Genomic DNA, 24,124 nt, shown 5'->3' with positions numbered 1-24,124 from the left:
CCATCGCCGAGGCGCGCGGTGGCCGGGGCGGCAGCTTCGGCAGCCGCGGCAGCCAGACCTACACCGCCCCGCCGCCGACGCGCACCGCGCCCGCCCCGGCGCGGCCGGTCGAGCGCTCGATGACCGAGACGGCCCCGGCTCGCCCTGGCGTGGCGCCGAACACGGCCCAGGCGGGTGCTGCCGGCATGGCGAGCCGCTCCCCGTTCATGACCGGGCTGATGGGCGGGCTTCTCGGCGCGGGGCTGATCGGCCTGCTCTTCGGTGGGGGCTTCTTCGGCGCCGGCATGGCGGGCTTCCTCGGCCTGCTTCTGCAGCTTGCCCTTCTCGGCGGGCTCGTGTGGCTGGCGCTCCGGCTCTTCCGTCGCACCGCGCCGCAGCCCGCGGCGGCTGGCCCTGCCGGCACGTATGCGCGCACCGGCGCACCGATCCCCGATGTCGGCAGCAACCGCCCGATGGGTGGCGCGGCCGGCGGAGCGCCATCCGCCGCCCCTGCCGCGATGGCCTCCGGGCTGACGCCGATCCCGCTCGACAAGGCCGATTTCGACGCCTTCGAGCAGACGCTTAAGGACGTGCAGGCCGCCTGGTCGGAGGCTGACCTTCGCGCGCTCTCGGGCCTGCTGACACCGGAGATGCTCCAGTATTTCTCGGAGATGCTTGCCGAGGATGCGAGCCGCGGCGTGCGCAACCGGGTGACCGACGTGGTTCTCGAGGAGGGTGACCTCTCCGAGGCCTGGCGCGAGGCGGGGCGCGACTACGCGACGGTTGCGATGCGCTTCAGCGCGATCGACGTCGACACCCGCCTGTCCGACGGCGCGGTGATCAGCGGCGAGGTGGCGGAGCGGACCGTGGCCACCGAACTCTGGACCTTCGTGCGCGCCCAGGGCGGGCGGTGGTTGCTCAGCGCCATCCAGCAGACCGGCTGAGAGACCGCTCGATACGTCTACTGCTGTGGCCGTCTGGCATCGGCTCTCTGCGCTTCCGGTGCTCACGGCCATGAGGCCGCTGCGCGCCGGTTCTCGATAGCCGCGCCATACGACTCACAGCAGCGACGTCTCGAACGGTCTCTCGAGACTCAGGTGGCGTCGTCGCTTTCGATGCGCCGCCGCGCGGCTAGCAGGAGCGCGGCGCCGGCGAGCAGCGTGAAGCCTATCGCAGGCTCCGGCACCGGGACGATCATGAACCCGGTAAAACTGAGGGCGGCACCGTAATCGTCGAGCGACATTCCCTCGGCTCGTGACATGCGGAGCGTGGTCATCTCGTCAATCAGACCGAAAACCCATCGTAGGTTCGGGCGGTGGCGGCGTCGAAGGCCGCCTCGAACGGAATGATGGGTTCGCCATAGCCAGGGCGGTCTCCGCCGAGCATGTGAGTATCGTATGTGAGCTGGCCGCTCAGACCGAAAACGGCTTGCGAAAACGCGATCTCGATAACCTCAGCGCCAAGACACGGATTGAACGCTGAGTGACAACCAAACCTTGCCGAGAAGCTGCCGACGTTTGTCCCGAAATAGCCGCCGACTTCATACGTGCGCGACACCCACTCGCTAGGCGGCAGGCCATAGCCTATCGAAGCTAGCGTTTTTTCGTTCGGATCGGTGAAGCTCCCGTATCCATCCGTGATCGCGATCAGCGACACGTTGATCGGCACGAGCCCGAGCTGCACCCCGGCGGGCATCGTCGCCTGCAGATCGAAGAACGCCCGCTGCCACGCACCATAATCGGTGTACGCCGCGGCGGTCGCATTCTGGCTGGCGACGAGCATGGCAGCGCCGGCAACCGCTGAAAGAATTCGCATCTCAATCCCCCCTCATGGACGCAGAAGGAGGCTAGTCGTGGCACCAGGACCTCACAAGAATGTCATTTCAATCTGAGCCGAATTCTGTCGTGGCTGTATCAATAGAGTGATCGAGGTGCAATCTGTGCGCGTTAGTCTGCCGACTGACTCGCCATTCGCGGTTCTGTCGACGCCGAATATGGTGCTTCAGTTGCGTGCCGTATCGTTCCTACAGCAGCGTCCGTGGCTCCTCCAGCCGAACTGCCGATTCGCGGCACGGCGCAGCAGCCCCGCAGGCCGCGAGGAACGCAGCGATCGCCTCGAAGGTCGCGGGGTCGCGCGTCCGGTCGTCCGCGTCGCCGCGGGGCACGTAGATCACCGTCTCGTAGCGCGCGCGGGTGAGCAGCACCCTATAGGTGTTGCGCACGAAGCCGAACTCCGACACCTCGCGCTGCCACGCCGTACCGGCGAAGCGCCGCGCCTCCCAACCGCCCCCAGCTTCCTTGCCCGCGCCGCGGATGAAGTCCCCACCCCAGGCAAGCCCGACCACGTCGAGCTCGAGCCCCTGGCAGGCATACTCCGTCGCGCAGACCTCGAGCGCGTCCGACCCCCGAACATCCGGCCAGCGGCGGAGGAACCAGTGCGCGATGTCGTCGCCCTGGACCTCTGCGCCGAGGCCTTCGGCACGCAGACGCTTCGCGCCGGCGCTTCGAACGAGCCCCGCGCGACGGCGGCCGCGCGCCAGGCGACGAAGCGCTTCGCGCATCTCGCCCGCATCGCGCACAAGCAGAAAGGGAACGCCGCCCGCGCCGCTCGCGATTGCCTGCGCCCGTTCCGCCTCCCCCGCGATCACCGCCTCGACCCAGTCCGCTGCCGCAACGTCGCGCACGCTGCGCATCGACACGCCGAGATGCAGGTCAGGCTCGACAGTGAGCCAGGGCGGCGGCCGGCTCCCCACGAGCGGCGCGGCGGCAGCGGCTTGCCACGTTGCCGATGCCTCGATCACGCGGTGCCATTCGGCAAGCCCCGCCTCGCCGGTGTTGATCTCCTGCCCATTGCCGATCAGCGCGACGATCACGGCCCAGCCTGCGTGCCGCCCCATGATCTCGAGCGTGTGCGCCGGTTCGCTCATCGTCAGCCGCGAGGTGCGGTTCTGCGTTCCCTGTCGCGCCTTCGCCTCGTCCCAGGCACGCTGGGCCTCGTCGAACACGATCAACCGCTCGTGCGGAACCTCGTCCGGCCTCAGAACGTAGTGCTCGAGGAAGCGATGCACGTTCTGCAGCGCCTGGCCGACACGGCGCCGCGCCTCCGCGCTGCCGCATTCGCGTCGGGCGACCGCATCCTCGGCAAGCGCGGCGCGAAGCACGGTGACGAGCGGCGCATTCCCGGTGAGGAACGCCGCCCCTTCCTGCCGCGCCGGGCCGAACACCGCATTCAGCCCGCACAGCGTCTTCCCCGCGCCTGGAATGCCTGTGACGAACACGACGATGCGCGCGTCGTCGCGCTTCGCGCGCTCGACGGCGCGCGCGATGGCCTCAGTCGTGCGCGTGAGGTTCGCTGCGTCTGCGCGCGCTGCCGCGATGTCTCCCACGCCGTTGCGCGCGTAGAGCATCGTCGCCGCCTCGACGATGCCCGGTACCGGCCGATAGGGCGCGGCCAGCCACGCCGCGCCATCGAGTTTGCGATTGGGAGCCGGAACCTGCGCCTGAACCCAGGCGATCATCGCCGGCAGTGCGGCGCCGGAACTGCGAAGCGGTGGCACGACGCCATGCCAGATCAGCGGCGGCTGAAGCGGCGCGTCGTGCGCACCCTCGTCAGTGACCAGGATCGGCACGATCGGGTGCGCGCGCGACCCGGCGTGGAAATCACGAAGATCGAGCGCGTAGTCCTCGGCTTCGGCGAGCGCCGCAGGCGAGGCATCGCGCGTCTTGAACTCGAGAACCAGAAGCGCGCGGTCCGTCACCACCACCGCGTCGATGCGCTTGCCGAGGCGGATCAGGTCGTATTCGAGCGCGACGGTCCAACGCGCGCCGTCATTCGCCGCGACGGCTTCGCGAAGCCGAGCAATCTGCGCCTCCCACGCGCCGATCTGCTCGGCACTGGCCGACAAGCCTTGCGCGGCCTGCACGGATGCGAGGCGCCCGACCGTATCGGCGGCGTCGCGCGCGAGAAGCTCCGCCCCCGTGCAAGCGAACCAGGCCCTCATCGCACGCGCGCGGGCCAGGTGGCCAGGAGGATGCTCGTCACCATCACGCCGAAGCCGACGGCGTGCACGAGGGTGAACCGCTCTCCGAGCACGAGAACGCCGAGCGCGGCGGCGGTGGCGGGAAGGAATGCCGAGAACACGCCCGCCACGTTCGCCGGTGCCCGCCGCATGCCGCCATACCAGAGCAGAAGGCAGAGCACGCTTGCCGTCAGGGAGTGGAACACGAGCAGCGCGGCGTTCGTGCCATTCGCCGCGTCGGGTGCGAGCCAGGGAAGGGAGCCGAGTGCGAAGGGCGCGAGCTGCGCGGCGGAGAACACCTGCATCCAGAACGCCGCGGTGATGACGCCGACGCGCCCTGCGGCCCGTTTCGCGAGCAGCACGTACACCGCCTCGCCGATCACGCCCGCAAACACGAGCGCGTTGCCTGCGATGCTTCCCTCGCCCCCGCCGCCCGCGCGCACCGCATTGATCGCCGCCATGCCGAAGGCCGCGAGCGCCGCCGCCGCCCAGGCACGCGGTGAAAGCCTCTCGCGGAGCCAGAGCGCCGAGCCAAGCGCGACCACGGTCGGAAGCGTTGCGAGGACGAGCCCGCCCTCGAGCGCGGTGGTGAGCCGCAGCCCCGCGAGCAGGCCTGCATTGTAGAGTGCGGTGCCGAAGGCGGCCTGCCAGAACAGGTTGCGCATCACCTCGCTTCCCGGCCGCCTGCCAGGCTCCATCGCACGCATCAGCGGCCAGAGAACGGCGCAGGCAAGCAGGCAGCGCAGGAAGGCGATCAGCGGGATCGGCAGATCCTCCGCCAGCACCTTCGCCACCGGGACATTGGCGCCGACAAACATCATCGAGGCGGCGAGCATCGCATACGATGCGATCATCGCCCAGCGCTCAGGCCCCGTTGTCTTTCCGGAATGGCGAGGCTTCCTCGGCGAGCTCGGCAATCTCATGCTCGACGGCCGGGCGCTCGCGCGCGAGGAAATCGGCCACTGCGCGGCGAAGGCCCGGGTGGGCGATCCAGTGCGCGGAGTAGGTCGGGACCGGAAGGTAGCCGCGGCTGATCTTGTGCTGCCCCTGCGCGCCGGCCTCGACGCGGGCGAGCTTCGCTTCGATCGCGAAATCGATGGCGCGGTAGTAGCACATCTCGAAATGCAGGAAAGGCCGGTCGATCGTCGCGCCCCAGTTGCGCCCGTAGAGCGTGTCGCCGCCGATCAGGTTCAGCGCCGCAGCGACGGGCTGCCCGGCCTGCTCTGCCCAGATCAGCACCATCGCATCGCCGAGCCGCTCGCCGAGAAGGTGGAAGAACCGCCGCGTCAGGTAGGCCTGGCCCCATTTGCGGTCTGTCGTCGAGCGGTAGAAGCGGAAGAACTGGTCCCACTGCGCGGGCGTGATCTCCGCACCCCGGAGCGCGCGGATGTCGAGCCCCTCCGTCGCGCGCTCGCGCTCCTTTCTGATCGCCTTGCGCTTGCGCGAGGCGAGCGCGCCGAGGAACGCCTCGAAGCTCGCATAGCCCTCGTTGCGCCAGTGGAACTGCAGGTTCATGCGCCGGAGCCACCCGGCCTCGCCGAGCATCGTCCATTCCGCCTCCGTGCAGAACGTCACATGCGCCGAGGAGAGGCCAAGCTGGTCGCAGGCCTGTGCCAGCGCGCCCGCGAGCGCGGCGCGGAGGCCGGGCGCATCCGCCGCCCCTTCGCGCACGAGAAGCCGCGGGCCGGGAACCGGGCTGAACGGCACGGCGCATTGGAGCTTCGGGTAGTACTGCCCGCCCGCGCGTTCGAACGCATCGGCCCAGGCATGGTCGAACACGTATTCGCCGTAGCTGTGCGACTTGGCGTAGAGCGGCGCGCAGGCGACGAGCGTCCCTGCGGCATCGCGCAGCGCCGCGTGCTGCGGCAGCCAGCCCGTGCGGGGCCCGGCGGAGCCGCTGTCCTCCACCGCCGAGAGAAACGCGTACGAGACGAACGGGTTCTGCCCGCCCGCGCACGCATCCCACTCGGCTGCGTCGATCTCGGCGATGCTCTTGTGCAGGGAGAGCGTCAGCGACATGCCGTGCATCTGGCATCGATGGCGGGTTGCGCCATCCTCCTCCCCGCGGCGCTGCCGCTCAGGCGAGCTCGACGAGGGCCTCGACCTCCGTGGCCGCGTCGCCAGGCAGGACGGGCACGCCGATCGTCGTGCGCGCGTGCCGGCCCGCGTCTCCGAACACGGCGACGCAGAGGTCGGAGGCGCCGTTCATCACCTGCGCCTGCTGGGTGAAGCCGGGGACGGAGGCAATGAAGCCGCCCAAGCGGAGCACCCGCTTCACCCGGTCGAGATCACCCCCCGCCGCCTCGCGGAGCTGCGAGAGAACGTTGACGAAGCAGATCCGGCAGCTCTCCTGCCCCTGCTCGACGCTGACGCCCTCGCCGAGCTTGCCGGTGAAGGCGACCTTTCCGTCCTTGAGCGGGATCTGGCCGGAGACGACGACGAGCTTGCCCGACACCGTGAAGGGCACGTAGTTCGCGATCGGCTTCGCCGCAGGCGGCAGCGCGATCCCGAGTTCCGCGAGCTTCGCCTCGATCTTTCCGGCCATGTCGTCCGTCTCCCCGTAGAGGTTGCGGGGCGGACGCTACCCCGCTCAGGACGCCGCGGCCAGCTTCGCCGTCGCGCCCGCGCGGCCAGGGGGGCGCCGGCGCGGCGCCTCGGCGGCAAGGCCGAGGCCGAGGAAGGGGGCGAGCGCCTCCTCCATGGCCGACCGCGCCTGCGCCGTGGCGCCACAGTCGAGCGCAGTGCGCGCCTGGCCGGAAAGATGCGGCGCGCCCTCGGCCGTGCCTGTGCCGATCACGTGGCGCTCGAGCGCGTCGATCGCCTCGCTGTCGGGCAGCAGGACCTCGGGGTCGGCGAGCGCCACGGCATGGGCAAGCGAGACGGCACCGGCGAGATGCGGCGTGAACTCGGCGGGGTCGATGCCCGTCTCGAGAAGCGCGGCGAGCGCATGCTCCGGCGCACCGTCGAGCATGCCGCGACCGATGATTGCGGCGACCGTCTCGCGCTCCTGCTCGGGCGAGAGGCCAAGCGCGGAGATCGCCCGCTGCGCCGGTCGGGCGAGGACGCGGGCGAGGCCGCCGCCCGGCATCTCCTCGTGCCGGACGATCGCAGGGAGTGGCTCGGCGCCTGCGCTGTCGGCCCCGAGCATGCGCTCGACGAGGCCGGGGCCGGAGAGGGCGAGAAGCCCGAGCTGTCGCAGCCCATGCCGGCGCGCGGCGGCGAGGCCGCGGTCGAGTGCTGCGGCCGCATCGGCCGCGAGCGCGGGCGGCGCGCCGGGAGGAATTCGGTCGAACGCCGCCTCGAGGGCTGCGAGCACCGCGCTCCGCCGCTCGATCCAGGCCGGGCAGGGGGCGAGGCGACGTGCGAGCGCGGCGGAACTGTCCACCGCCGTGCCGAGGATGAGCGCGCAGAGCGCCGCCGCCGTCGCCCGTCCCTCGGCCGAGGCGTAGGCGACGCCTGCCGCCATCAGCGCCCCGGCAAGATTGGCCGGCACCACCGCGACGGCGCGGGCCTGCCCGTGCGGCCCGGCAAGCTCGAGCGCGGTCATCGCCTGGCCGGTTGCGCGCGCGAGCGCCGCGGAGGCGATGTCCTGGGACGGTTCCACGAAGGCCGCGAGGTCGAGCACCCAGCGCGGCTCAGCGCCGCGCACGCCCTGCCACAGCGGCGCGTCGGGCGCGCCGCGGGCGGTGGCAAGCTGCATCCTCAGCGCGTCGAACAGCCCCTCAGCCTCCTCCGGCCCCGGCAGCACGCCCCGCGTCAGCCCCGCCCGGCGCCAGGCGCGAAATAAGGGCTCCACCGCGTCGGCCAGTGTGGCGGCACCGGGGGCGAGGGTGGCGAAGGCCTCCGCCCCGCCATGGCCGTAGGCAGCCGGAAGCGACACGCCGCGGGGGAACATGGTGCGCTGCGCACCGTCCTCCGCCGGGTCCTCGACCGCGACGGCGTGGTTCGCCCAGGCGAAGCCGGCCCACATCTCGGCGTGGGTGGCCGCAGCCCTGCCCGATGACACCCTGGTCCCTGGTGCGCCTGGCCGCGCCATGGCCGCCCTCCGACGATGCTGGGCCGATCCTAACCCCAGGTTGCCCTGCCGGAAAGCATATCTTGGGCGGAATACGGTGCCCAAACACCAGATGCGGTGGTCGCGCCTTGACTGGACGCAGCCTCCAGGCTCGTGCGAATGTCCGCGCCCATGCAACCCTCCCTCAGCGCGACATTCCGGCCATGACGCTCGGCACACGCCTGTTCACCAGGCTGCGCGGCCAGGAGGTTGGCCGCGACCGCTTCGGCAACATCTACTATCAGGAACGCCGCGCCCGATCCGGCATGCGGCAGCGCCGATGGGTGATGTATGCCGGCTCGGCCGACGCGTCAGAGGTTCCGCCTGAATGGCATGCCTGGCTGCACTACACGCTCGATGCGCCGCTGCCCGAGGGCAAGCGCTACGCGTGGCAGCAGGAGCATCAGCCGAACCTCACGGGGACGCCGGCCGCCTATCGTCCGCCGGGGCATGACCTCGAGGGGGGGCGCCGGGCCCGCGCCACCGGCGATTACGAGGCCTGGACGCCGGACTGAGGCGTCCCCCGATCGACGGAGAGCGGGATGAACCGCAAGAGTTTCGCCGAGATCATCGCGGGTGCGCTCGTCCTCGGCGTCGCTGCCGTGTTCCTCTACTACGCAGTGAGCCATTCGGGCCGCGCGATGTCGCAGGGCTATGCGGTGACCGCGCGCTTTGACCGGATTGACGGGCTCTCCCAGGGTGCCGATGTGCGCCTCTCCGGCGTCAAGATCGGCTCGGTCGTCGAGCAGAGGATCGATCCGGACAGCTATCTCGCAGTGGTGACGATGCGGGTTGATCCCAGCATCCGCCTCCCCCTCGATACCTCGGCCGAGATCACCTCCGAGTCGCTGCTTGGCGGCCGCTACATCGCGCTCGTGCCGGGCGGCTCGGACACGATGATCCGCGACGGCGGGACGATCGAGGCGACGCAGGCCGCGGTGAGCCTCGAGGCTCTCCTGGGGCGGTTCATCTTCAGCGTGACCGACCTCGTCGGCGCGCTGCAGAGGCAGTCTGAGCAGCCGCCTGCGCCGGCCCCCGGAGGCTCGGGTGGCTGAGAAGCCTGCCGAGGCACTCGCGCGCCGCTGGCTGCAGCCCGACGGCGCGCCCGTCTCCTGCCGCGAGAAGCTGAAGGTGCTCGAGGAGAACTGGGCCGAGGCCGAGACCGTGCTGCGCGAGGCCTTCGAGGACGCGGCGCTGATGGGCGTCGACCCCGAGGAGATGCGGCGGATGCTGGCCGAGCTCGTTGCAGGGCTTCGCGGCCCGTCTGGCCGCTGAGGGCCATGATGCGCCGGCTCGTGCTCGCAGCCCTCCTGCTCGCCCCCCTCCTTCCGCCCGGGCCCGCCTCGGCGCAGACCCAGGGCAACTGGGTTCCGGCCCGGGTGGCGGAGCTCCAGGCGCTCGACAAGGTGACGGCGCGGATCAGCGTCCTCGAGGCGCCGCTCGACGAGGTGGTGCGCTTCGGCACGCTCGAGATCCGCGTCTCCGCCTGCCATCGCCGCCCCCCCGACGACCCGCCAGATTCAGCCGCCTGGCTCGAGGTGCGCGACACTCGCCCCGGCGCGACGGAGGTGCCGTTCCGAGGCTGGATGTTCGCCGCGAGCCCCGGCCTCAACATGCTCGAGCACCCGGTCTATGACCTCCGGGTGCTGGCCTGCCGCTGACGTCCTCTCATTTGTCGGAGGGATCGACCGGCTCCCATCCCGGCTCGGGATCGAAGGTGGTGATGCGCGTGACGGCGCCGAGCGTCTCGGCGCCGAACTCGCGTTCGTAGATGTTGCCCCGCCAGTCCATGATGAAGGTGGAGAGCCCGGTCTCGCCCGGCCGTACGGGCCAGGCGATGACGGCATAGCCCTCCGTCAGCCGCCCGTCCCGGAGATAGCTCTTGGCGCCTCCCTCGGCGGCCGGCCCCTGGGCGGTGAGGATGCGGTAGCCGTAGCCCCCGGGAGGGCGGAAGGTCGGGTCGCCCGGCCGGCCCTCGGCCCGGGCGAAGGCCTCGTTGAGCCCGAGGGCCGCGCCGGGCAACGCGCCATCCTGCGAGGGGGCGAGGCCGTCGGTGGTCCCGGGCCTGCTCGCGATGCGCTGGGCGTACTGCAGCACCCCGTCGCCGACCATGTCCCGGCGGCGGAAGGCGGCCTGGGCAGAGGCGAGCGCACGCAGGGCGAGGAGTGCATTGGCCTCGTTCACGCCGATGCGACGTTCCCGCATGGCCTCGATCGTCGCTGCCTGGTCGAACACCCAGCCCCGCCCGCTCCGCGCCAGCGTGGCGGGCAAGGGGTTGCGGTCGGGCCCGAACAGCGCGGTGGCGCGGGTGCGCGCCTCGTCGAGATAGGAGATCGAGAACGGGGTCCTCGAGAGCTGGTCCGCCGCCGTTCGGCGCACCTCAGCTGATCGTCGCTCCGCCGGGGGTATGGCGGCGGCGACGCGCGGGCCGAGGATCCGGGTCAGGGCCTCGAAGCCGGGCTCGCGCAATGCGGCGATCATCGCCTCGATCGCGGCCTCGGGTGTGGCGAAGGCCCGTTGCGCCGGAGGCTGGCTCTGCTGCGGACGGTCGGGGATCGGCTCCATCCGCACCACGCCGCCGGTGTCGGCCTGGGCGCGCGCCCGGCCTGGGTCGGCGGCGGGCGCGGTAAGCAGGACCGCGAGGCAAAGCGCGACCTGTCTCAGGGAGCGGTGCATCGGCTTAGTGTCCATCGGGATGTCCTCAGCGCCTTCCGCCACCGCCACTGCGGGAGGCGGGCGCGGGCGCGCTTCTCTGGGGCGATGCGCTTCTCTGGGGTGATGCGCTTCTCTGGGGTGATGCGCTTCTTTGCGGCGAAGCGCTTCGCTGCGGCGCAGCGGCCGAGCGGCTTCGGTTCACTGCCGTCCGGTTGTCGGTTCCTGCCGCCGGACCGAAGCTCGCCTGCGGCGCCCGGTGGGCCGGGGCCTGCGCGGCCCGCGGCGTCAAGGCTGCCCGCTGCTGCGCCGCAGGCCGGGGCTGCTGCCTTCCAGCGGCCCCCCCTGCGCCGCCAAGCTCCGCCATCGGCGCCCGCTGTCCGGTCGTCGCGGTGGCCCTGCGGTCCGCTCCCGTCGGTCTCTGTTCCACACGGTCGCCCCGCCCTTCCTGCCGTTCTTCCTGCCGTTCGCCGCGCGATTCCTGGCGCTGGCCCTGCCGTTCGGCCAACGCCTCGCGGTCGACCGACCCTGTCGGATAGTAGGGCGGCGGCGCGTAGTATCCGCCGCCATAGCCATAACCCCAGTCCTCGTCGTCATCCTCGAACAGCTCGCCGAGCAGGAGCCCCGCGCCGATCCCGATCGCACCTGAGACGATGGCGGTACCGACCGTGCTCGACCCGCTGCTTTCCACCACGGTTGTCGTGGCCGGGGCGGCGGCGGTCGCGGCCGGTGCCGGGGCCGTGGCAGTCGCCGAAGGAGGCGCCTCCGCCGCCTGCGGCTGCGCCTGGCCCGGGGGCGCCTGCTGCGGCTGCGGCGGCTCTTGCGACCTCGCCTGCGCGTCGGCCTCGGCGGCCTCCTGCGCCCGCGTCGTAACCCGCCCATAGGCGAGCCAGACATCGTTCGGCTGCGTCGCATAGGCCGAGCCAAGCGAGGAGGTCTGGGCGATGTTCTCGGTGAGATAGGCGAGCGTGCGCGGGGCGCGTTCGGCTAGGACCTTCACCGGTGGTGCCCAGTCTGCGTCGATCTCGCCCCGGCTTTCGGCTGGCCGCTTGGCCCAGGTATCCGCTGCCATCAGGTCGGCCGGGTAGCGGGCAGCGTCGAGCACCAGCCCGACAGCCTCCTGCGGCGCCCCGGCGTAGGGTTCGAGCATCGCGTCGAGCTGCGCCGGCGTGAGCCTTGGCGTTTCCGCGCCCGGTACCGGTGCGCGCGGCGCCTGCGCCGCGAGCGGCAGGGCGCCGAGCGCGAACGCGGCAACCCCAGCGAGCAACAGAGCCTTCCACCTGCCCATCGCGACGGTCCCCCGTTTCGAGAGGCATACTACGTGTCCCGCCGCAGCGACGCGTTGACGAAGATCAAGCCGGCTTGGCGCGCCGCCCTCAGGCGACGATTCGTGTCACCAGCGTGCCGATGCCCTCGATGGTCGCCTCGATCACGTCGCCCGGGCCGAGCACGCGCGGCGGTGTCATCGCGTAGCCGACGCCCGATGGCGTGCCGGTCGCGATCACGTCGCCCGTCTCGAAGGTCAGCCCCTGCGAAAGCGTCGCGATGATGGTGGGGAGGTCGAAGATGAGCTGGCTCGTCCGGCTGTCCTGGCGGAGCTCGCCATTCACCGTCAGGCTGATGCGGAGGTCCGGCGGCGCGGCGATCTCGTCCGCCGGGACGATCCACGGCCCGAGCGGGCAGGAGCGGTCGAGCCCCTTGCCCTTGAACCACTGCCCGTGCCGGCGCTGCAGGTCGCGGGCCGTGATGTCGTTGGCCACGGTGTAGCCGAAGACGTGCTCGAAGGCCCGCTCGGCCGGGATGTCGCTGCCTGGGCGGCCGATGACGACGGCAAGCTCGACCTCGTAGTCCAGCACGCGGGTGATCGCTGCGTAGGAGGGAACGGTTTCCTCGGTGCCGATCACCGCCGTCGGCGGCTTGGTGAAGAACTGGGGGTATTTCGGCGTTTCCGTCTCGCGGCCAGCGGCACGGTCGCCCTCGGCGACGTGCTCGATGTAGTTCCGCCCGACGCAGAACACGTTCTTGGCCGGACGGGGGATCGGCGCGAGCAGGCGGTAGGCGCCGGCGGCGACCGTCGCACCGGGCGGCGGCTTGGCAGCGGCGGCGCGCAGCATCGGCCCGAGCGAGTCCCAGGCCGCGATGGTCGAGACCATGTCGTTGAGCGGGGCGGGGTCCAGCCCCGCTGCCTGGGCGGCTGCCGGGCCGTCGAGCGCCGAGCCGTCATCAAGCACCAGCGCGACGCGCCGGCCTGCCTCCGATGCGATGGTCGCGAGCCGTGTCGTCATCACCCCGTCCCTCCGTCCTGACGTTGGCGCAGTGTGCCCGACCGGGCGGTGGTGTCACGCCCTGCCGGTCCGGGCCGCCCATGCCACGGGCGCATGGCCATGCCGCCGGCGCATGGCCCGGGCGAACGCATGCACATGCCGCGTTGACCCCCTGTTGGGCTATGGTGGCGACAATGGCAACGGACCCCCGGGCAGACGCCGGCCGGTCCCCCGGTGTAAGGTCGGCGCCGCGCACGCGGCGCCCGCCTCGTCGTGGCGCAAGGGAACGTCTGAGAGGAAGGGGCCGGCCCTGACGAGGCCGGTACGTGGGCAGGATGGATGCGATCGCTGGGCTGAACATCGACAGCTTCCTCGATGGGCTCAAGTCGGGGGACGGCGTGTACGTGGCCGGGCTCTACGACAAGTGGTCGGAAGACCACGCCTCCGTCGAACCCGGCTGGGCGGCGCTGTTCGCCGCGCTCTCCTCCGGCACGCTGCCGAATGCCGGCCTCTCCCGCCCCTCCGCCGGGCCCTCTGCCGCCGAATCCCGCGCCGCCACGCTCGACAGCATCCGCGCACTCATGCTCATCCGCGCCTATCGCGTGCGCGGCCACCTCGAGGCGCAGCTCGACCCGCTGGGCCTGCACGTGCCGGCCTCCCACCCCGAGCTCGACCCTGCCACCTACGGCTTCGGCCCCGGCGACATGGACCGGCCGATCTTCATCGACCATGTGCTCGGCCGCGAGACGGCGACGCTGCGCGAGATCGTCGCGATCCTGCGCGAGACGTATTGCGGGCCGATCGGCGTCGAGTTCATGCACATCCAGGACCCCGACCAGAAGTCGTGGATCCAGCGCCGCATCGAGGGCGCACCCTGGAAGTCCGCCTATGACGCCTCGGCCAAGCGCGAGATCCTGACGCACCTGACGGAGGCCGAGGGCTTCGAGGTGTTCTGCCAGAAGAAGTTCGTCGGCACGAAGCGCTTCGGCCTCGAGGGCGGCGAGAGCGTGATCCCCGCCGTGCAGACCGCGATCGCCACCGCGGCGGCGAACGGCGTCGTCGAGGTCGCCATCGGCATGCCGCATCGCGGGCGGCTGAACACGCTCGTCAACGTGATGAAGAAGCCCTTCTCGGCCGTGTTCAGCGAGTTCCAGGGCAACGCCGCGCATCCTGACGACGTCCAGGGCTCTGGCGACGTGAAGTATCACCTCGGCACTTCGACCGATGTCGACATCGCCGGCCGCACCGTCCACCTCTCGCTGCAGCCGAACCCCTCGCATCTCGAGGCGGTCGACCCCGTTGTGGTCGGCAAGATCCGCGCCAAGCAGGACATGAAGGGCGACCGCCGCGGCCGCCGCTCCGCCATGGCGATCCTGATGCACGGTGATGCCGCCTTTGCAGGCCAGGGCCTGGTGGCGGAGACGCTGGCGATGAGCCAGCTCATCGGTTACCGCACGGGCGGGACGGTGCACTTCATCGTCAACAACCAGATCGGCTTCACCACCGTTCCGGCGCACGCCTATTCGGGCCTCTACTGCACCGACATCGCGAAATCGATCCAGGCGCCGATCCTGCACGTGAACGGCGACAACCCCGAGGCGGTGGTGTTCTGCTCCCGCCTGCTGACCGAGTTCCGCATGCAGTTCGGCGTCGATGCCGTGCTCGACATCGTCTGCTACCGCCGCCACGGCCACAACGAGAGCGACGAGCCGGCCTTCACCCAGCCGCTGATGTACAAGGCGATCCGCGCGCAGAAGACGACGCGCACGCTCTATGCCGAGCGGCTTGCCGCGGAAGGCACGGTGAGCCGCGAGGAGGCAGAGACCATCCAGGCGCGGTTCAACGCGGCACTCGACGAGGCGTTCGAGGCGGGCAAGACGTTCAAGCCGAACAAGGCCGACTGGCTCGAGGGCCGCTGGGCCGGCCTTGCGCCCGGCTCGACCGACGACGAGGCCCGCGACGACGCGACCGCCGTCCCGCTCGACGTGCTTCGCGAGGTCGGGCTCGCCATCTCGCGCGTGCCGGATGATTTCGCCGCCAACCCGAAGATCGCCCGCCAGCTCGAGGCCAAGCGCCAGATGATCGAGACGGGAGAGGGAATCGATTGGGCCACCGGCGAGGCGCTCGCCTTCGGCTCACTCCTCGTCGAGGGGCACTATGTGCGCCTCTCCGGAGAGGACTGCCAGCGCGGCACATTCAGCCACCGCCACGCCGTGCTGATCGACCAGAACACCCAGGCCGAGTACACGCCGCTGAACCACATCCGGCCCGTCCAGGGCCCCGGCGGGCAGGCGACGATCGAGGTATTCAACTCGCTCCTGTCGGAGGCTGGTGTGCTCGGCTTCGAGTACGGCTACTCGCTCGCCGACCCGAAGGCGCTCGTTCTCTGGGAGGCGCAGTTCGGCGACTTCTCGAACGGCGCGCAGGTGATCATCGACCAGTTCCTCGCCTCGGGCGAATCGAAGTGGCTGCGCATGTCCGGCCTCGTGATGCTGCTGCCGCACGGCTACGAGGGCCAGGGGCCGGAGCATTCCTCCGCGCGGCTCGAGCGCTACCTCCAGCTCTGCGCGGAGCGGAACATGCAGGTGTGCAACTTCACCACGCCGGCGAGCTACTTCCACGCGCTGCGCCGGCAGCTGAAGCGGAACTTCCGCAAGCCGCTCGTCGTGATGACGCCGAAGTCGCTGCTTCGCCACAAACTCGCCGTCTCGACGCTCGCCGAGTTCGCCACAGGCTCGGGCTTCCAGCTCGTCATCCCCGAGATCGACGCGATCGCGCCAGACGAGGAGGTGCGGCGCGTCGTGCTGTGCTCGGGCAAGGTCTACTACGACCTGCTGCAGGCGCGGCGCGAGCAGGGCATCAAGGACGTAGCACTCGTCCGGCTCGAGCAGCTCTACCCCTATCCGCGCAAGACGATCGCCAAGCTTCTCGCGCAGTACTCGAAGGCGGAGGTCGTGTGGTGCCAGGAGGAGCCCGAGAACATGGGCGCCTGGCACTTCCTCGACCGGCGCATCGAGGCCTCGCTCGCCGATGCCGGCCGGGCCGGGGCGCGGCCGCGCTATGTCGGCCGGCGCGAGGCGGCGAGCCCGGCGACGGGCTACTACAAGACGCACAATGCCGAGCAGGACGCGCTCGTCGCCGAGGCGCTCTCCGCCTGATCGGCGGCGCCGGCGCGCGGGTTGCACCGCGCGCCGTTCCGCGCTCATCTGCACGCCATTCCAATCACGCCCGGAAGGTCGTCCATGTCGGTCGAGATCAAGGTTCCCGCCCTCGGTGAAAGCGTCACGAGCGCGACGGTCGCGCGCTGGATGAAGAAGCCCGGCGAGGCGGTCGCGGCGGACGAGCCGATCGTCGAGCTCGAGACGGACAAGGTGACGGTCGAGGTGCCGGCGCCCGCGGCCGGAACGATCGAGGCCATTGCTGCCGACGAGGGAAGCGAGGTCGAGGTCGGCGCCGTGCTCGGCACCATCGCCGAAGGTGGAGCCGCTGCCGCGGCGAAACCCGCCGAGGCACCGAAGGCCGAGGCGCCCAAGGCTTCCGCCCCGGCCGCATCCGCGCAGCGCCCGCCGCTTCCCGCCGCAGCCAAGCTGATGGCCGATGCCGGCGTGTCCCCCTCCGCTGTCAGCGGCACGGGCAAGGCCGGGCAGGTGACGAAGGGCGATGTGCTGAAGGTGATCGAGGGCGGCGCATCGAAGCCCGCCGCCGCGCCCGCTCCCGCTCCTGCCCCTGCGTCGCCGAAGCCCGCGCCCGCACCCGCCGCCAAGGCCGCGCCGCCCGCCGGCGCCCGCGCGGTGGAGCGGCAGAAGATGACGCGGCTGCGCCAGACGATCGCGCGGCGGCTGAAGGAGGCGCAGAACACCGCCGCCATCCTGACGACGTTCAACGAGATCGACATGTCGGCCGTAATGGCGCTGAGGGCGAAGTACAAGGACGCCTTCGAGAAGAAGCACGGTGGCGTCCGGCTTGGCTTCATGGGCTTCTTCGTGAAGGCTTGCGTCGCCGCGCTGCGCGAGTTCCCGAACGTCAACGCAGCAATCGAGGGCGAGGAGATCGTCCAGCACCACTACATGGACATCGGCATCGCCGTCTCCGGCCCGACGGGCCTGGTCGTTCCGGTGCTGCGCAACGCCGAGACGCTGTCGATCGCCGAGATCGAAGGGGCGATCGCCGCGTTCGGGAAGAAGGCGCGCGACGGCGCGCTGACGCTCGAGGAGATGTCGGGCGGAACCTTCTCGATCACCAATGGCGGCGTGTTCGGCTCGCTGATGTCGACGCCGATCCTGAACCCGCCCCAGTCCGCGATCCTCGGCATGCACAAGATCGAGGAGCGGCCCGTCGCCGTTGGCGGCCAGGTGGTGATCCGCCCGATGATGTACGTGGCGCTTTCCTACGACCACCGCATCATCGACGGCCGCGAGGCGGTGAGCTCGCTCGTGCGCATCAAGGAAGCGATCGAGGCGCCCGAGCGGCTTCTGCTCGAGGTCTGAGCCCGGGGCGTCGCTCAGGCGCCCCTGAATACCGGAAGCATCTCGGGAAAGAAACGGATCCGATCGGCCCCGCCCTGGTCCTCGACGGTGTTGAGGATCCTGTGGCCGGGCGCCTGGCGTACGCACCAGTAGGCAAGCGGGTGGCCCGCCTCGCGGGCGGCGTCGCGCATCTCGATCAGGCGCGCCACGCGGCGCGGATCGGCATCGTTCTCGAACCGGCTGCCGAAGCTTGCATTGCCGGTGTCCCACTCGCCGATCGCGACCGGAACGCGATGCCGCCGCCCCCATTCCGCGCCGCGGCGGACGAGGTCGCGCGCCGGGACAGAGGCAGGCTCGTAGCCGTGCCAGCCATAGATCACCCGCGAGCCGCCGCGCCGCGGGTCTGCCCAAGGCGTCATCGCGAGAAGCGAGTCCAGGCTTCCCCAGCGATGGCCGCCGACCATCAGCCAGTGGTCGGGCGCGGCGCGGCGCATCGCGGCGAGCCTGGCATCGCGGATCGGCCGCCACTGCTCGTAGCTGTCGTAGACGGCCTCGTTCTGCTCCTCGATCACGAGGTCATCGGGGCTCCAGCGCGCCGCGCACCAGCCGGCCCATCCTTCGGTGATCGCGGCAATCGGCCCGTAGCCGAAGCCGGGCTCGCCGACCCTTCGTCCCGCATCGGCATAGTCGCGCAGGTTCTTGCCGAAGATCGTCCAGACGACGACGAGCCCGGCGCCGATCAGTGCGTCGATGCTGCGCGCCCACGTGTCGAAGTGAAGGCGGAGCTTGCCCGGCTCGTTGTTTAGAAAGAACGTCGGCTGCATGAGCCGGAGTTCGCGCAGCTGGTCGATGTCGGCGGCCTGCGTGCGCTCGCCGGCGAGCTCGATCGAGCCGGCGCGGCCGACACGCACGAACGGGTAGGGCTGGCCCGGGCGGATGCGCACGCCGGAGCGTACCACCTCGCGGTTGGCGACAATCGTCGTGCCGGGCTCCCAAGGCCAGCGCCACGCCGTGGGGAAGCCGAGAATGCCCTCGTCGGCGCGGCTCGCGATGATCGGCTGCAGGGGGGGCGAGACGAAGTCGCTTCCCTGGCCCGGCACCTGGAAGCAGTCGAAGAACACACGAACCCAGCTGACGCCGTTTTCGCGCAGGTAGCGCGCGTTCTCTGCGGAAAACGGGCGCGGCCTGCCACCCCCGCCTGCGAGATAGGCGAAGCCGCGCTCGATGTTCACGCCGAGCCCCTGCGCCATCCGCGCATAGGGTGTGGTCATCCTCGTCCTCCGCTGCCGCCGCGGCTCAGGCGGCGTCTGCCGCTGCGCGGAGCGTATCGCCGAAGCGCACGAGCTGCCCGCGCGGCTCGCCGAGGAGTGTGTCCTCTCGCATCACGATCTCGCCACGCAGGATCGTCGCCATCGGCCAGCCGGTGACCCGCATGCCGTCGAACGGCGTCCAGCCGCAGGGCGAGACGATCCAGTCATTGGTGATGGTGCGGCTCGCCTGCATGTCGACGAGCGTGAAGTCGGCGTCGTAGCCGACGGCGATGCGCCCCTTGCCGACGATACCGTACACCCGCGCAGGCCCCGTGCTCATGAGGTCGACGAGGCGGGCGAGGGGGAGGCGGCCCGCATTCACATGGTCGAGCATCACGGGAACGAGCGTCTGGACGCCCGTCAGCCCTGCCGGGCATTGCGGCCAGGGCTTCATCTTGAGCTCGGCCGAGTGCGGCGCATGGTCGGAGCCGATGACGTCCACGGTTCCGTCGGCCACGGCTGCCCAGGCGGCATCGTAGTGGCGCCGGTCGCGGATCGGAGGGTTCATCACGCCGAAGCCCTTCAGCGTCTCGTACACCTCGGGTGCGATCTGCGTGAGGTGGTTCACCAGAACCTCGACGGTGGCGATGTCGCGGTAGTCGGCGAGGTAGGCGAGCTCCTCCGCCGTCGAGACATGGAGGATGTGTGCGCGCCTGCCGGTCTTGCGCGCAAGCGCCATCAGCCGGCGCGTGCCGAGGAACGCGCATTCCACGTCGCGCCACTCGGCGTGGCACTTGTGCGGATCGCCGACCTTGAACAGCGGCGCGCGCTCCTGCAGCCGGTACTCGTCCTCGCTGTGATAGGCGATGCGGCGGAAGCCCGAGCGCATCACGCGTTCGAGGCTCGCATCGTCCTCCACCATCAGGTCGCCGGTGGAGGAGCCGGCGAAGATCTTGATCGCGCACACGCCCTCCTCCTGCTCGAGCGCGCCGAGCTCGGGGATGTTCGCCTTCGTGCCGCCGACATAGAGACCCATGTCGACGAAGGCGCGGCCGGCGATGAAGTTGCGCTTCCAGGCGAGAGAGGCGCTGTCGACGATCGCGGGCCGCGTGTTCGGCATGTCGAACACCGCCGTCAGCCCGCCGAGTGCCGCGGCCTTCGTTCCGGTCGCGATCGTCTCGACGGTCTCGTTGCCGGGCTCGCGAAGATGCACGTGCGCATCGATCAGGCCGGGCAGGACGGTGAGCCCGCGCGCGTCGAACACCGTCCCGGCCGTGGCGGAGGACGAGGCGGCGAGGGAGACGATGCGTCCCGCGCGCACGCCGATATCGGTGCGCGCCTCGCCCCAGGGAAGCAGCACCATGCCGCCGCTGATCAGAAGGTCGTAGTGCTCCGCCATTGCCGTTCCCCGTTCATATCAGCGCGTGCCAAGCGTCTCGAACACGTCGCCCTGCTGCATGATCCCGCGCACGTGGCGGCGATGCCAGAGCGCGTAGAAGAGAAGCGTCCAAGCAGCGAAGGCCTCGTGCTTGCCGAGCGTCCCGCCCTTGGGGCGAAGCAGCGCTGCCACCGCGTCCGGCCGCACCACCTCGGCCACCGCCTCGTCTGCCGCGAGAAGCGGGGCGAGGCTCTCAGCCCTCGCTGCGATCCAAGCGCCGACGGGAACGGTGAAGCCCTGCTTCTTCGCGAAGGGCCTCGCCTCCGGCATGTGCCGCGCGAGCCAGGCGCGAAGCAGCCACTTGCCCGTGCCCTTGCGGACCTTCAGCGCGTCGGGAAGCCGGAACGCGGCGGCGGCGATCGCCGGGTCGAGAAGCGGCGTGCGGCCCTCGAGCCCGTGCGCCATCAGGCAGCGGTCGAGCTTGGCGAGAAGGTCGTTCGGCAGCCAGTCGACCATGTCGGTTGCCTGCGCGGCCATCAGCCGCGAGCGCCCCTGCGCTGCCGCAGCGGCCGCTGCGCCCTCCATCCCGTCGCGCCAGCCCGGGGCAAGGGCGCGGCGCAGGCCAAGCCGCTCGAGCATGCCGCGCGCGCGCATCACCCGCCCGCCGAGCCACCACGGCCGCATCGCGGAGCGGTAGCGCCCGTAGCCGCCGAACATCTCGTCCCCACCCTCTCCGGAGAGGACGACCTTCACGTCCTGCCGCGCGCGCCGCGCGAGAAGCCAGGTCGGAACGATGGCGTAGTCGGCCGCGGGGTCGTCCATCGACGTGGCGATCTCGGGAAGGTAGCGCCAGAAATCTGCCTCCGTCACCGACACCTCGACATGCGAGGCCCCGGCCGCGGCCGCGGCGATGCGCGCGCCCTCGCGCTCGTCCGCTGCACCGGGCACATCGAACCCCGCGGTGAAGGCGAGTACGGGCCGCTCGTTCAGCCGCTTCATCGCGGCGAGCACCGCGGCGCTGTCGATGCCGCCCGAAAGGAACAGGCCGTAGGGAACGTCCGCGCGCTGGTGGACGGAAACGCTGTCGATCAGCGCGGCGTCGAGGCGCGCGAGCGCGTCCTCCTCGCCGATCTCCTCCGGCCCGCCTTCGGGGAGTGCCGCCTCGCGATGGCGCTGCACGACCCGCCCATCCTCGACGGCGATCGTCTCGCCAGGCAGAAGGCGGCGGATGCCGGGGAAGATCGTGTCGGCCCCGGTGGTGAACTGGAGCTCGAGCAGCTCGTCGCGCGCGCGTGCGTCGAGCCCGCGCGCCACGAGTCCGGCATCGAGCAGCGCAGCCGGCTCGGAGGCGAAGGCCAGGCCGAGCGGTGTGTCGGCGAGATAGAGCGGCTTGATGCCGAACGGGTCGCGCGAGAGAACGACGCGCCGCGCCGCGCGATCATGGATCGCGATCGCGTACATGCCGCGCAGGTGCCGGGCGTAGGTGATCCCCTCGCGGCGGTAGAGATGCAGCGGGGGCTCGCAGTCGCTCCCTGTCGCGAAGGCCGTTCCGGCAAGCGGGCCCTCGCGGAGCTCGATGTAGTTGTAGATCTCGCCGTTCGCGACGAGCGCCGCCCCGCCCGGCTCGAACAGCGGCTGCTCGCCTGTCGCGAGGTCGATGATCGCGAGCCGGCACTGGAACAGGAACGCGCCGGGCGCGGTGTGCTGCCCCGTGCCGTCCGGTCCGCGATGGGCGAGCGCGCGGGCGAGAGCCTCGGCGACCGCCGGGGGAACGGCAGCGCCCGGTTTCAGCGCGATGCCGGCGATGCCGCACATCTCAGCGCTCCACCGTCGCGAGGAAGCTGCGCCAGCGCGCGATGACGGGCGCGGGCGCAAAGCGGTGCTGCCACGCCCTGCGGCCTGCCTCGGCAAGCGCTGCGGCGCGCGCGGGGTCGTCGAGCAGCGAGGCGATGGCGTCGGCGAGCGCCTGCGCATTCTCCGCCGGCACGAGCATGCCGTCCATTCCGTCGGCGATCAGTTCCGACGGCCCCTGCGACGCTGCGGCAACGACGGGGCGACCGGCAGACCATGCCTCGAGCACGATGTTGCCGAGCGGTTCGTGCCGCGAGGAGCACACGAAGACGTCGCACGCCGCGAGCAGCGCGGCCTGGTCGTCGCGCCAGCCGAGCAGATGCACCCGTGAGGCGACTCCGTGCCGCGACGCGGCCGCCTCGAGCGCGGCCCGCTCCGGCCCTTCGCCGGCAATGGCGAGATGCGCTGCGGGAAGCGAGGCGAGCGCCTCGATCAGCGTGTCGAAGCCCTTGTTGCGATGCAGCCTGCCCATCGCGAGAAGCACCGGCGCGCTCTCCGGCACGCCGAGGCTTGCGCGCGGAATCGGTGCGGACCCGGAAAGTTCAGGCGTGAAGTTGGGAAGCCAGTGCGCCCGCTCCGCCGGCCAGCCTTCGGAGACGATGTAGCGCACGATGCCCTCGGTGTTGCCGACGAGGTGGTGGCAGCGCCTGTAGTGGCGAAGATCGTAGTAGCCGCCGAGACGGCCGACCTGCACCCAGGGCCCCGAAGGCGTCTTGCCCGCCGCACGGTTCATCCAGGAGACGACGACGCGCGGGGCGAAGCGGCGCAGCGCAGCGCCGAGGCGCGGCCGCGTGAGAAGGTCGAGCGGCCCGCCGAAGGCGAGGCCGTGCACCGGCACATGCGCCGCTTCGAGCGCGGCCTCGCGTGCGGCGTCATGGCGGATCGCCGCCATCACCTCCTCGCCGGCCGAGGCGAGCGCCAAGACGAGACGGACGAAGAACGTCTCTGCCCCGCCATGCCTCGCCCCTGCCATCACCATCGCCACGCGCGTCATCCTCGCGCGTCCTGCCGGTGGCGTTCCGGCTCCAGCCGCGCCTTCAGATGCGCAAGAAGCGGATAGAGCCCGGCGCAGAGCGCGATCAGCACGCCCCAGCCGCCCTCGCGGTACCCCTTTCGTGCGATCAGGCATTTCAGGAAGCGTGAGACGAAGCGGCGGAGATTGCCCCCCAGCGTACCGATCTCGCCTTGCGCCAGAAGGTCGGCCGCGCGTGCGCTCGAATACCGGTCGAGGCGGCGGAGCATGTCGCTGATGTCGCGGTCGACGTAATGGATGAAGGCGTTGGCGAGCCGCGGCCCCTTCTCGCCTGTCCAGGACAGCGAGGGATGGACGCGTTCGTTGCCCCAGCGCTTGACGCCGCGGCGGGAGAGGCGCGGCACGGCGGATGTGCCGAACGAGCCGCCCCAGCCATATCGTACCAGCCGCTCGCCGATGTAGTTGTCGAGCGGGATCTCGTGCCATGCGTAGCGGCTCGTTCCGATTACGGAGCGGAGTTCCGCCGCAAGCGCGTCGGGCACGCGCTCATCGGCATCGACCTCGAGCACCCAGTCTCCGGTGCAGGCGGCAAGCCCTGTGTTGCGCCGCTCGCCTTCCAGAGGCCAGGCACCTTCGATCACGCGCGCACCAAGGCCGGCAGCGATCGCGGCGGACGCATCGGTCGAACGGTCGAGCACCACGACCATCTCGTCGGCGAAATGGAGCGTGGCGAGGCACTCGGCAAGCCGCGCCTCTTCGTTCCGCGCGACGACCAGCGCCGACAGCCTCGGCCCCGTCACTGCGCCGCCTCGCGTGGGGTGAGGCGGGCAAGAAGCGCGGCGGCGCCCGAGAAGACCGTGTCGGCGGTGAGCGTGCCCATCAGGCTTCCGGTGGTGCGATGGTCATAGCCTGGCCGGGCGACGAGCTCGTGCACCGTCTCTGGCGTGCGCACGAAGGTGGCACGTGGCCCGACCGGGGCGTATTCCTCCGGCGGCGAGGGGCCGAACAGCCCGAGTGTCGGTGCGCCGGCCGCGGCGGCGAGGTGCATCAGACCCGAATCGTTGCCGACATAGAGCGCGCAGCGTGCGAGCGCCGCCGCACTCTCGGGCAACGAGACGCGTCCGACGAGGTTGACGGTACGGCCGCGCGGGAGGGCGGCGAGCACGGGCGCGGCCATCGCGCGCTCGGCCTCGCCCGGGCCGCCGAACACGGCCGCGCGCGCGCCGGGAAGCGGGCCGT

At 71.0% G+C, this 24,124-nt stretch carries 23 protein-coding genes; 7 read left to right on the top strand and 16 right to left on the bottom strand.

Annotated features, from left to right (window positions below; translation table 11 throughout):
* A partial coding sequence (locus tag FIF60_RS19100) for a Tim44 domain-containing protein (RefSeq protein WP_144299884.1) occupies positions 1-923 on the top strand: 923 nt, incomplete at its 5' end.
* Positions 924-1,072: 149 nt separating this feature from the next.
* Here the strand turns inward: FIF60_RS19100 and FIF60_RS19095 are convergent.
* The 7 genes from FIF60_RS19095 to FIF60_RS19065 all read right to left on the bottom strand — a co-directional run bounded on the left by FIF60_RS19095 (position 1,073) and on the right by FIF60_RS19065 (position 8,003).
* Positions 1,073-1,255 (bottom strand): PEP-CTERM sorting domain-containing protein, encoded by a 183-nt coding sequence (locus FIF60_RS19095; protein ID WP_144299883.1) that lies wholly within the window; start codon positions 1,253-1,255, stop codon positions 1,073-1,075.
* Between the two features lie 8 nt (positions 1,256-1,263).
* The gene (locus FIF60_RS19090) at positions 1,264-1,794 is read right to left on the bottom strand and encodes a hypothetical protein (RefSeq protein ID WP_144299882.1); all 531 of its coding nucleotides are present in this window, start codon (positions 1,792-1,794) and stop codon (positions 1,264-1,266) included.
* A 208-nt stretch (positions 1,795-2,002) separates the two neighbouring features.
* Complete coding sequence (locus tag FIF60_RS19085) at positions 2,003-3,979, bottom strand: DNA/RNA helicase domain-containing protein (RefSeq protein WP_144299881.1); 1,977 nt, start codon at positions 3,977-3,979, stop codon at positions 2,003-2,005.
* Positions 3,976-4,851 (bottom strand): DMT family transporter, encoded by an 876-nt coding sequence (locus FIF60_RS19080; RefSeq protein ID WP_144299880.1) that lies wholly within the window; start codon positions 4,849-4,851, stop codon positions 3,976-3,978. Before FIF60_RS19080 ends, FIF60_RS19085 begins: the two co-directional genes overlap by 4 nt.
* Positions 4,852-4,861: 10 nt before the next feature.
* A complete protein-coding gene (locus tag FIF60_RS19075) occupies positions 4,862-6,025 on the bottom strand; it encodes a GNAT family N-acetyltransferase (RefSeq protein WP_239451718.1) in 1,164 nt (387 codons plus the stop codon).
* Between the two features lie 49 nt (positions 6,026-6,074).
* On the bottom strand, positions 6,075-6,542 hold the full coding sequence (locus FIF60_RS19070) for a RidA family protein (RefSeq protein ID WP_144299879.1): 468 nt from the start codon (positions 6,540-6,542) through the stop codon (positions 6,075-6,077).
* A 45-nt stretch (positions 6,543-6,587) separates the two neighbouring features.
* Positions 6,588-8,003, bottom strand: a complete 1,416-nt coding sequence (locus FIF60_RS19065) for a vitamin B12-dependent ribonucleotide reductase (protein WP_158639308.1) — start codon at positions 8,001-8,003, stop codon at positions 6,588-6,590.
* Positions 8,004-8,215: 212 nt separating this feature from the next.
* Between FIF60_RS19065 and FIF60_RS19060 the strand changes: the two genes are divergently transcribed.
* Genes FIF60_RS19060 through FIF60_RS19045 form a run of 4 tightly spaced genes read left to right on the top strand, consistent with a single transcriptional unit; the run spans position 8,216 to position 9,712 of the window.
* The gene (locus FIF60_RS19060; protein ID WP_144299877.1) at positions 8,216-8,566 is read left to right on the top strand and encodes an NADH:ubiquinone oxidoreductase subunit NDUFA12; all 351 of its coding nucleotides are present in this window, start codon (positions 8,216-8,218) and stop codon (positions 8,564-8,566) included.
* A gap of 27 nt (positions 8,567-8,593) precedes the next feature.
* Positions 8,594-9,106 carry an outer membrane lipid asymmetry maintenance protein MlaD gene (gene mlaD / locus FIF60_RS19055; RefSeq protein ID WP_144299876.1) on the top strand — a complete coding sequence of 171 codons (513 nt, stop codon included), beginning with the start codon at positions 8,594-8,596 and terminating at the stop codon, positions 9,104-9,106.
* Positions 9,099-9,326: a hypothetical protein gene (locus FIF60_RS19050; protein ID WP_144299875.1), complete on the top strand. Its 228-nt coding sequence runs from the start codon at positions 9,099-9,101 to the stop codon at positions 9,324-9,326. Before mlaD ends, FIF60_RS19050 begins: the two co-directional genes overlap by 8 nt.
* 5 nt (positions 9,327-9,331) lie before the next feature.
* Complete coding sequence (locus FIF60_RS19045) at positions 9,332-9,712, top strand: DUF2155 domain-containing protein (RefSeq protein WP_239451717.1); 381 nt, start codon at positions 9,332-9,334, stop codon at positions 9,710-9,712.
* Between the two features lie 7 nt (positions 9,713-9,719).
* Here the strand turns inward: FIF60_RS19045 and FIF60_RS19040 are convergent, their stop codons facing one another.
* The 3 genes from FIF60_RS19040 to FIF60_RS19030 form a co-directional block, all read right to left on the bottom strand.
* Positions 9,720-10,727: a DUF2950 family protein gene (locus tag FIF60_RS19040; protein WP_158639307.1), complete on the bottom strand. Its 1,008-nt coding sequence runs from the start codon at positions 10,725-10,727 to the stop codon at positions 9,720-9,722.
* Positions 10,728-10,752: 25 nt separating this feature from the next.
* A complete protein-coding gene (locus FIF60_RS19035) occupies positions 10,753-11,991 on the bottom strand; it encodes a DUF3300 domain-containing protein (RefSeq protein ID WP_144299873.1) in 1,239 nt (412 codons plus the stop codon).
* 88 nt (positions 11,992-12,079) lie between these two features.
* The gene (locus FIF60_RS19030; protein WP_144299872.1) at positions 12,080-12,988 is read right to left on the bottom strand and encodes a fumarylacetoacetate hydrolase family protein; all 909 of its coding nucleotides are present in this window, start codon (positions 12,986-12,988) and stop codon (positions 12,080-12,082) included.
* A gap of 323 nt (positions 12,989-13,311) precedes the next feature.
* On the opposite strand from FIF60_RS19030, the gene FIF60_RS19025 reads away from it, so the two are divergent.
* Together FIF60_RS19025 and odhB are read left to right on the top strand one after the other, a co-directional pair.
* Positions 13,312-16,125, top strand: coding sequence for a 2-oxoglutarate dehydrogenase E1 component (locus FIF60_RS19025; protein ID WP_408869877.1), 2,814 nt, complete (start codon positions 13,312-13,314; stop codon positions 16,123-16,125).
* A gap of 84 nt (positions 16,126-16,209) precedes the next feature.
* The gene (gene odhB, locus FIF60_RS19020; RefSeq protein WP_144299870.1) at positions 16,210-17,454 is read left to right on the top strand and encodes a 2-oxoglutarate dehydrogenase complex dihydrolipoyllysine-residue succinyltransferase; all 1,245 of its coding nucleotides are present in this window, start codon (positions 16,210-16,212) and stop codon (positions 17,452-17,454) included.
* Between the two features lie 14 nt (positions 17,455-17,468).
* Here the strand turns inward: odhB and FIF60_RS19015 are convergent, their stop codons facing one another.
* From FIF60_RS19015 to FIF60_RS18990, 6 genes are all read right to left on the bottom strand, one after another.
* Positions 17,469-18,704, bottom strand: a complete 1,236-nt coding sequence (locus FIF60_RS19015) for a cellulase family glycosylhydrolase (RefSeq protein ID WP_144299869.1) — start codon at positions 18,702-18,704, stop codon at positions 17,469-17,471.
* Between the two features lie 25 nt (positions 18,705-18,729).
* Positions 18,730-20,082 carry a dihydroorotase gene (locus FIF60_RS19010; protein WP_144299868.1) on the bottom strand — a complete coding sequence of 451 codons (1,353 nt, stop codon included), beginning with the start codon at positions 20,080-20,082 and terminating at the stop codon, positions 18,730-18,732.
* Between the two features lie 18 nt (positions 20,083-20,100).
* Positions 20,101-21,876: an asparagine synthase (glutamine-hydrolyzing) gene (asnB, locus tag FIF60_RS19005; protein WP_144299867.1), complete on the bottom strand. Its 1,776-nt coding sequence runs from the start codon at positions 21,874-21,876 to the stop codon at positions 20,101-20,103.
* 1 nt (position 21,877) lies between these two features.
* Positions 21,878-22,906, bottom strand: coding sequence for a glycosyltransferase (locus FIF60_RS19000; RefSeq protein WP_144299866.1), 1,029 nt, complete (start codon positions 22,904-22,906; stop codon positions 21,878-21,880).
* Complete coding sequence (locus tag FIF60_RS18995; protein ID WP_144299865.1) at positions 22,903-23,685, bottom strand: glycosyltransferase family 2 protein; 783 nt, start codon at positions 23,683-23,685, stop codon at positions 22,903-22,905. Before FIF60_RS18995 ends, FIF60_RS19000 begins: the two co-directional genes overlap by 4 nt.
* Positions 23,682-24,124 (bottom strand): glycosyltransferase family 9 protein (locus FIF60_RS18990; RefSeq protein WP_144299864.1); only part of this gene is annotated, 443 nt, incomplete at its 5' end. The genes FIF60_RS18995 and FIF60_RS18990, both read right to left, overlap by 4 nt.

This window comes from Elioraea rosea (genome assembly GCF_007644105.1).
GTDB classification, from domain to species: Bacteria; Pseudomonadota; Alphaproteobacteria; order Acetobacterales; family Acetobacteraceae; genus Elioraea_A; species Elioraea_A rosea.
Note: the sequence above shows the minus strand (reverse complement) of the source record. Positions and strands in the feature narration are given on the sequence as shown.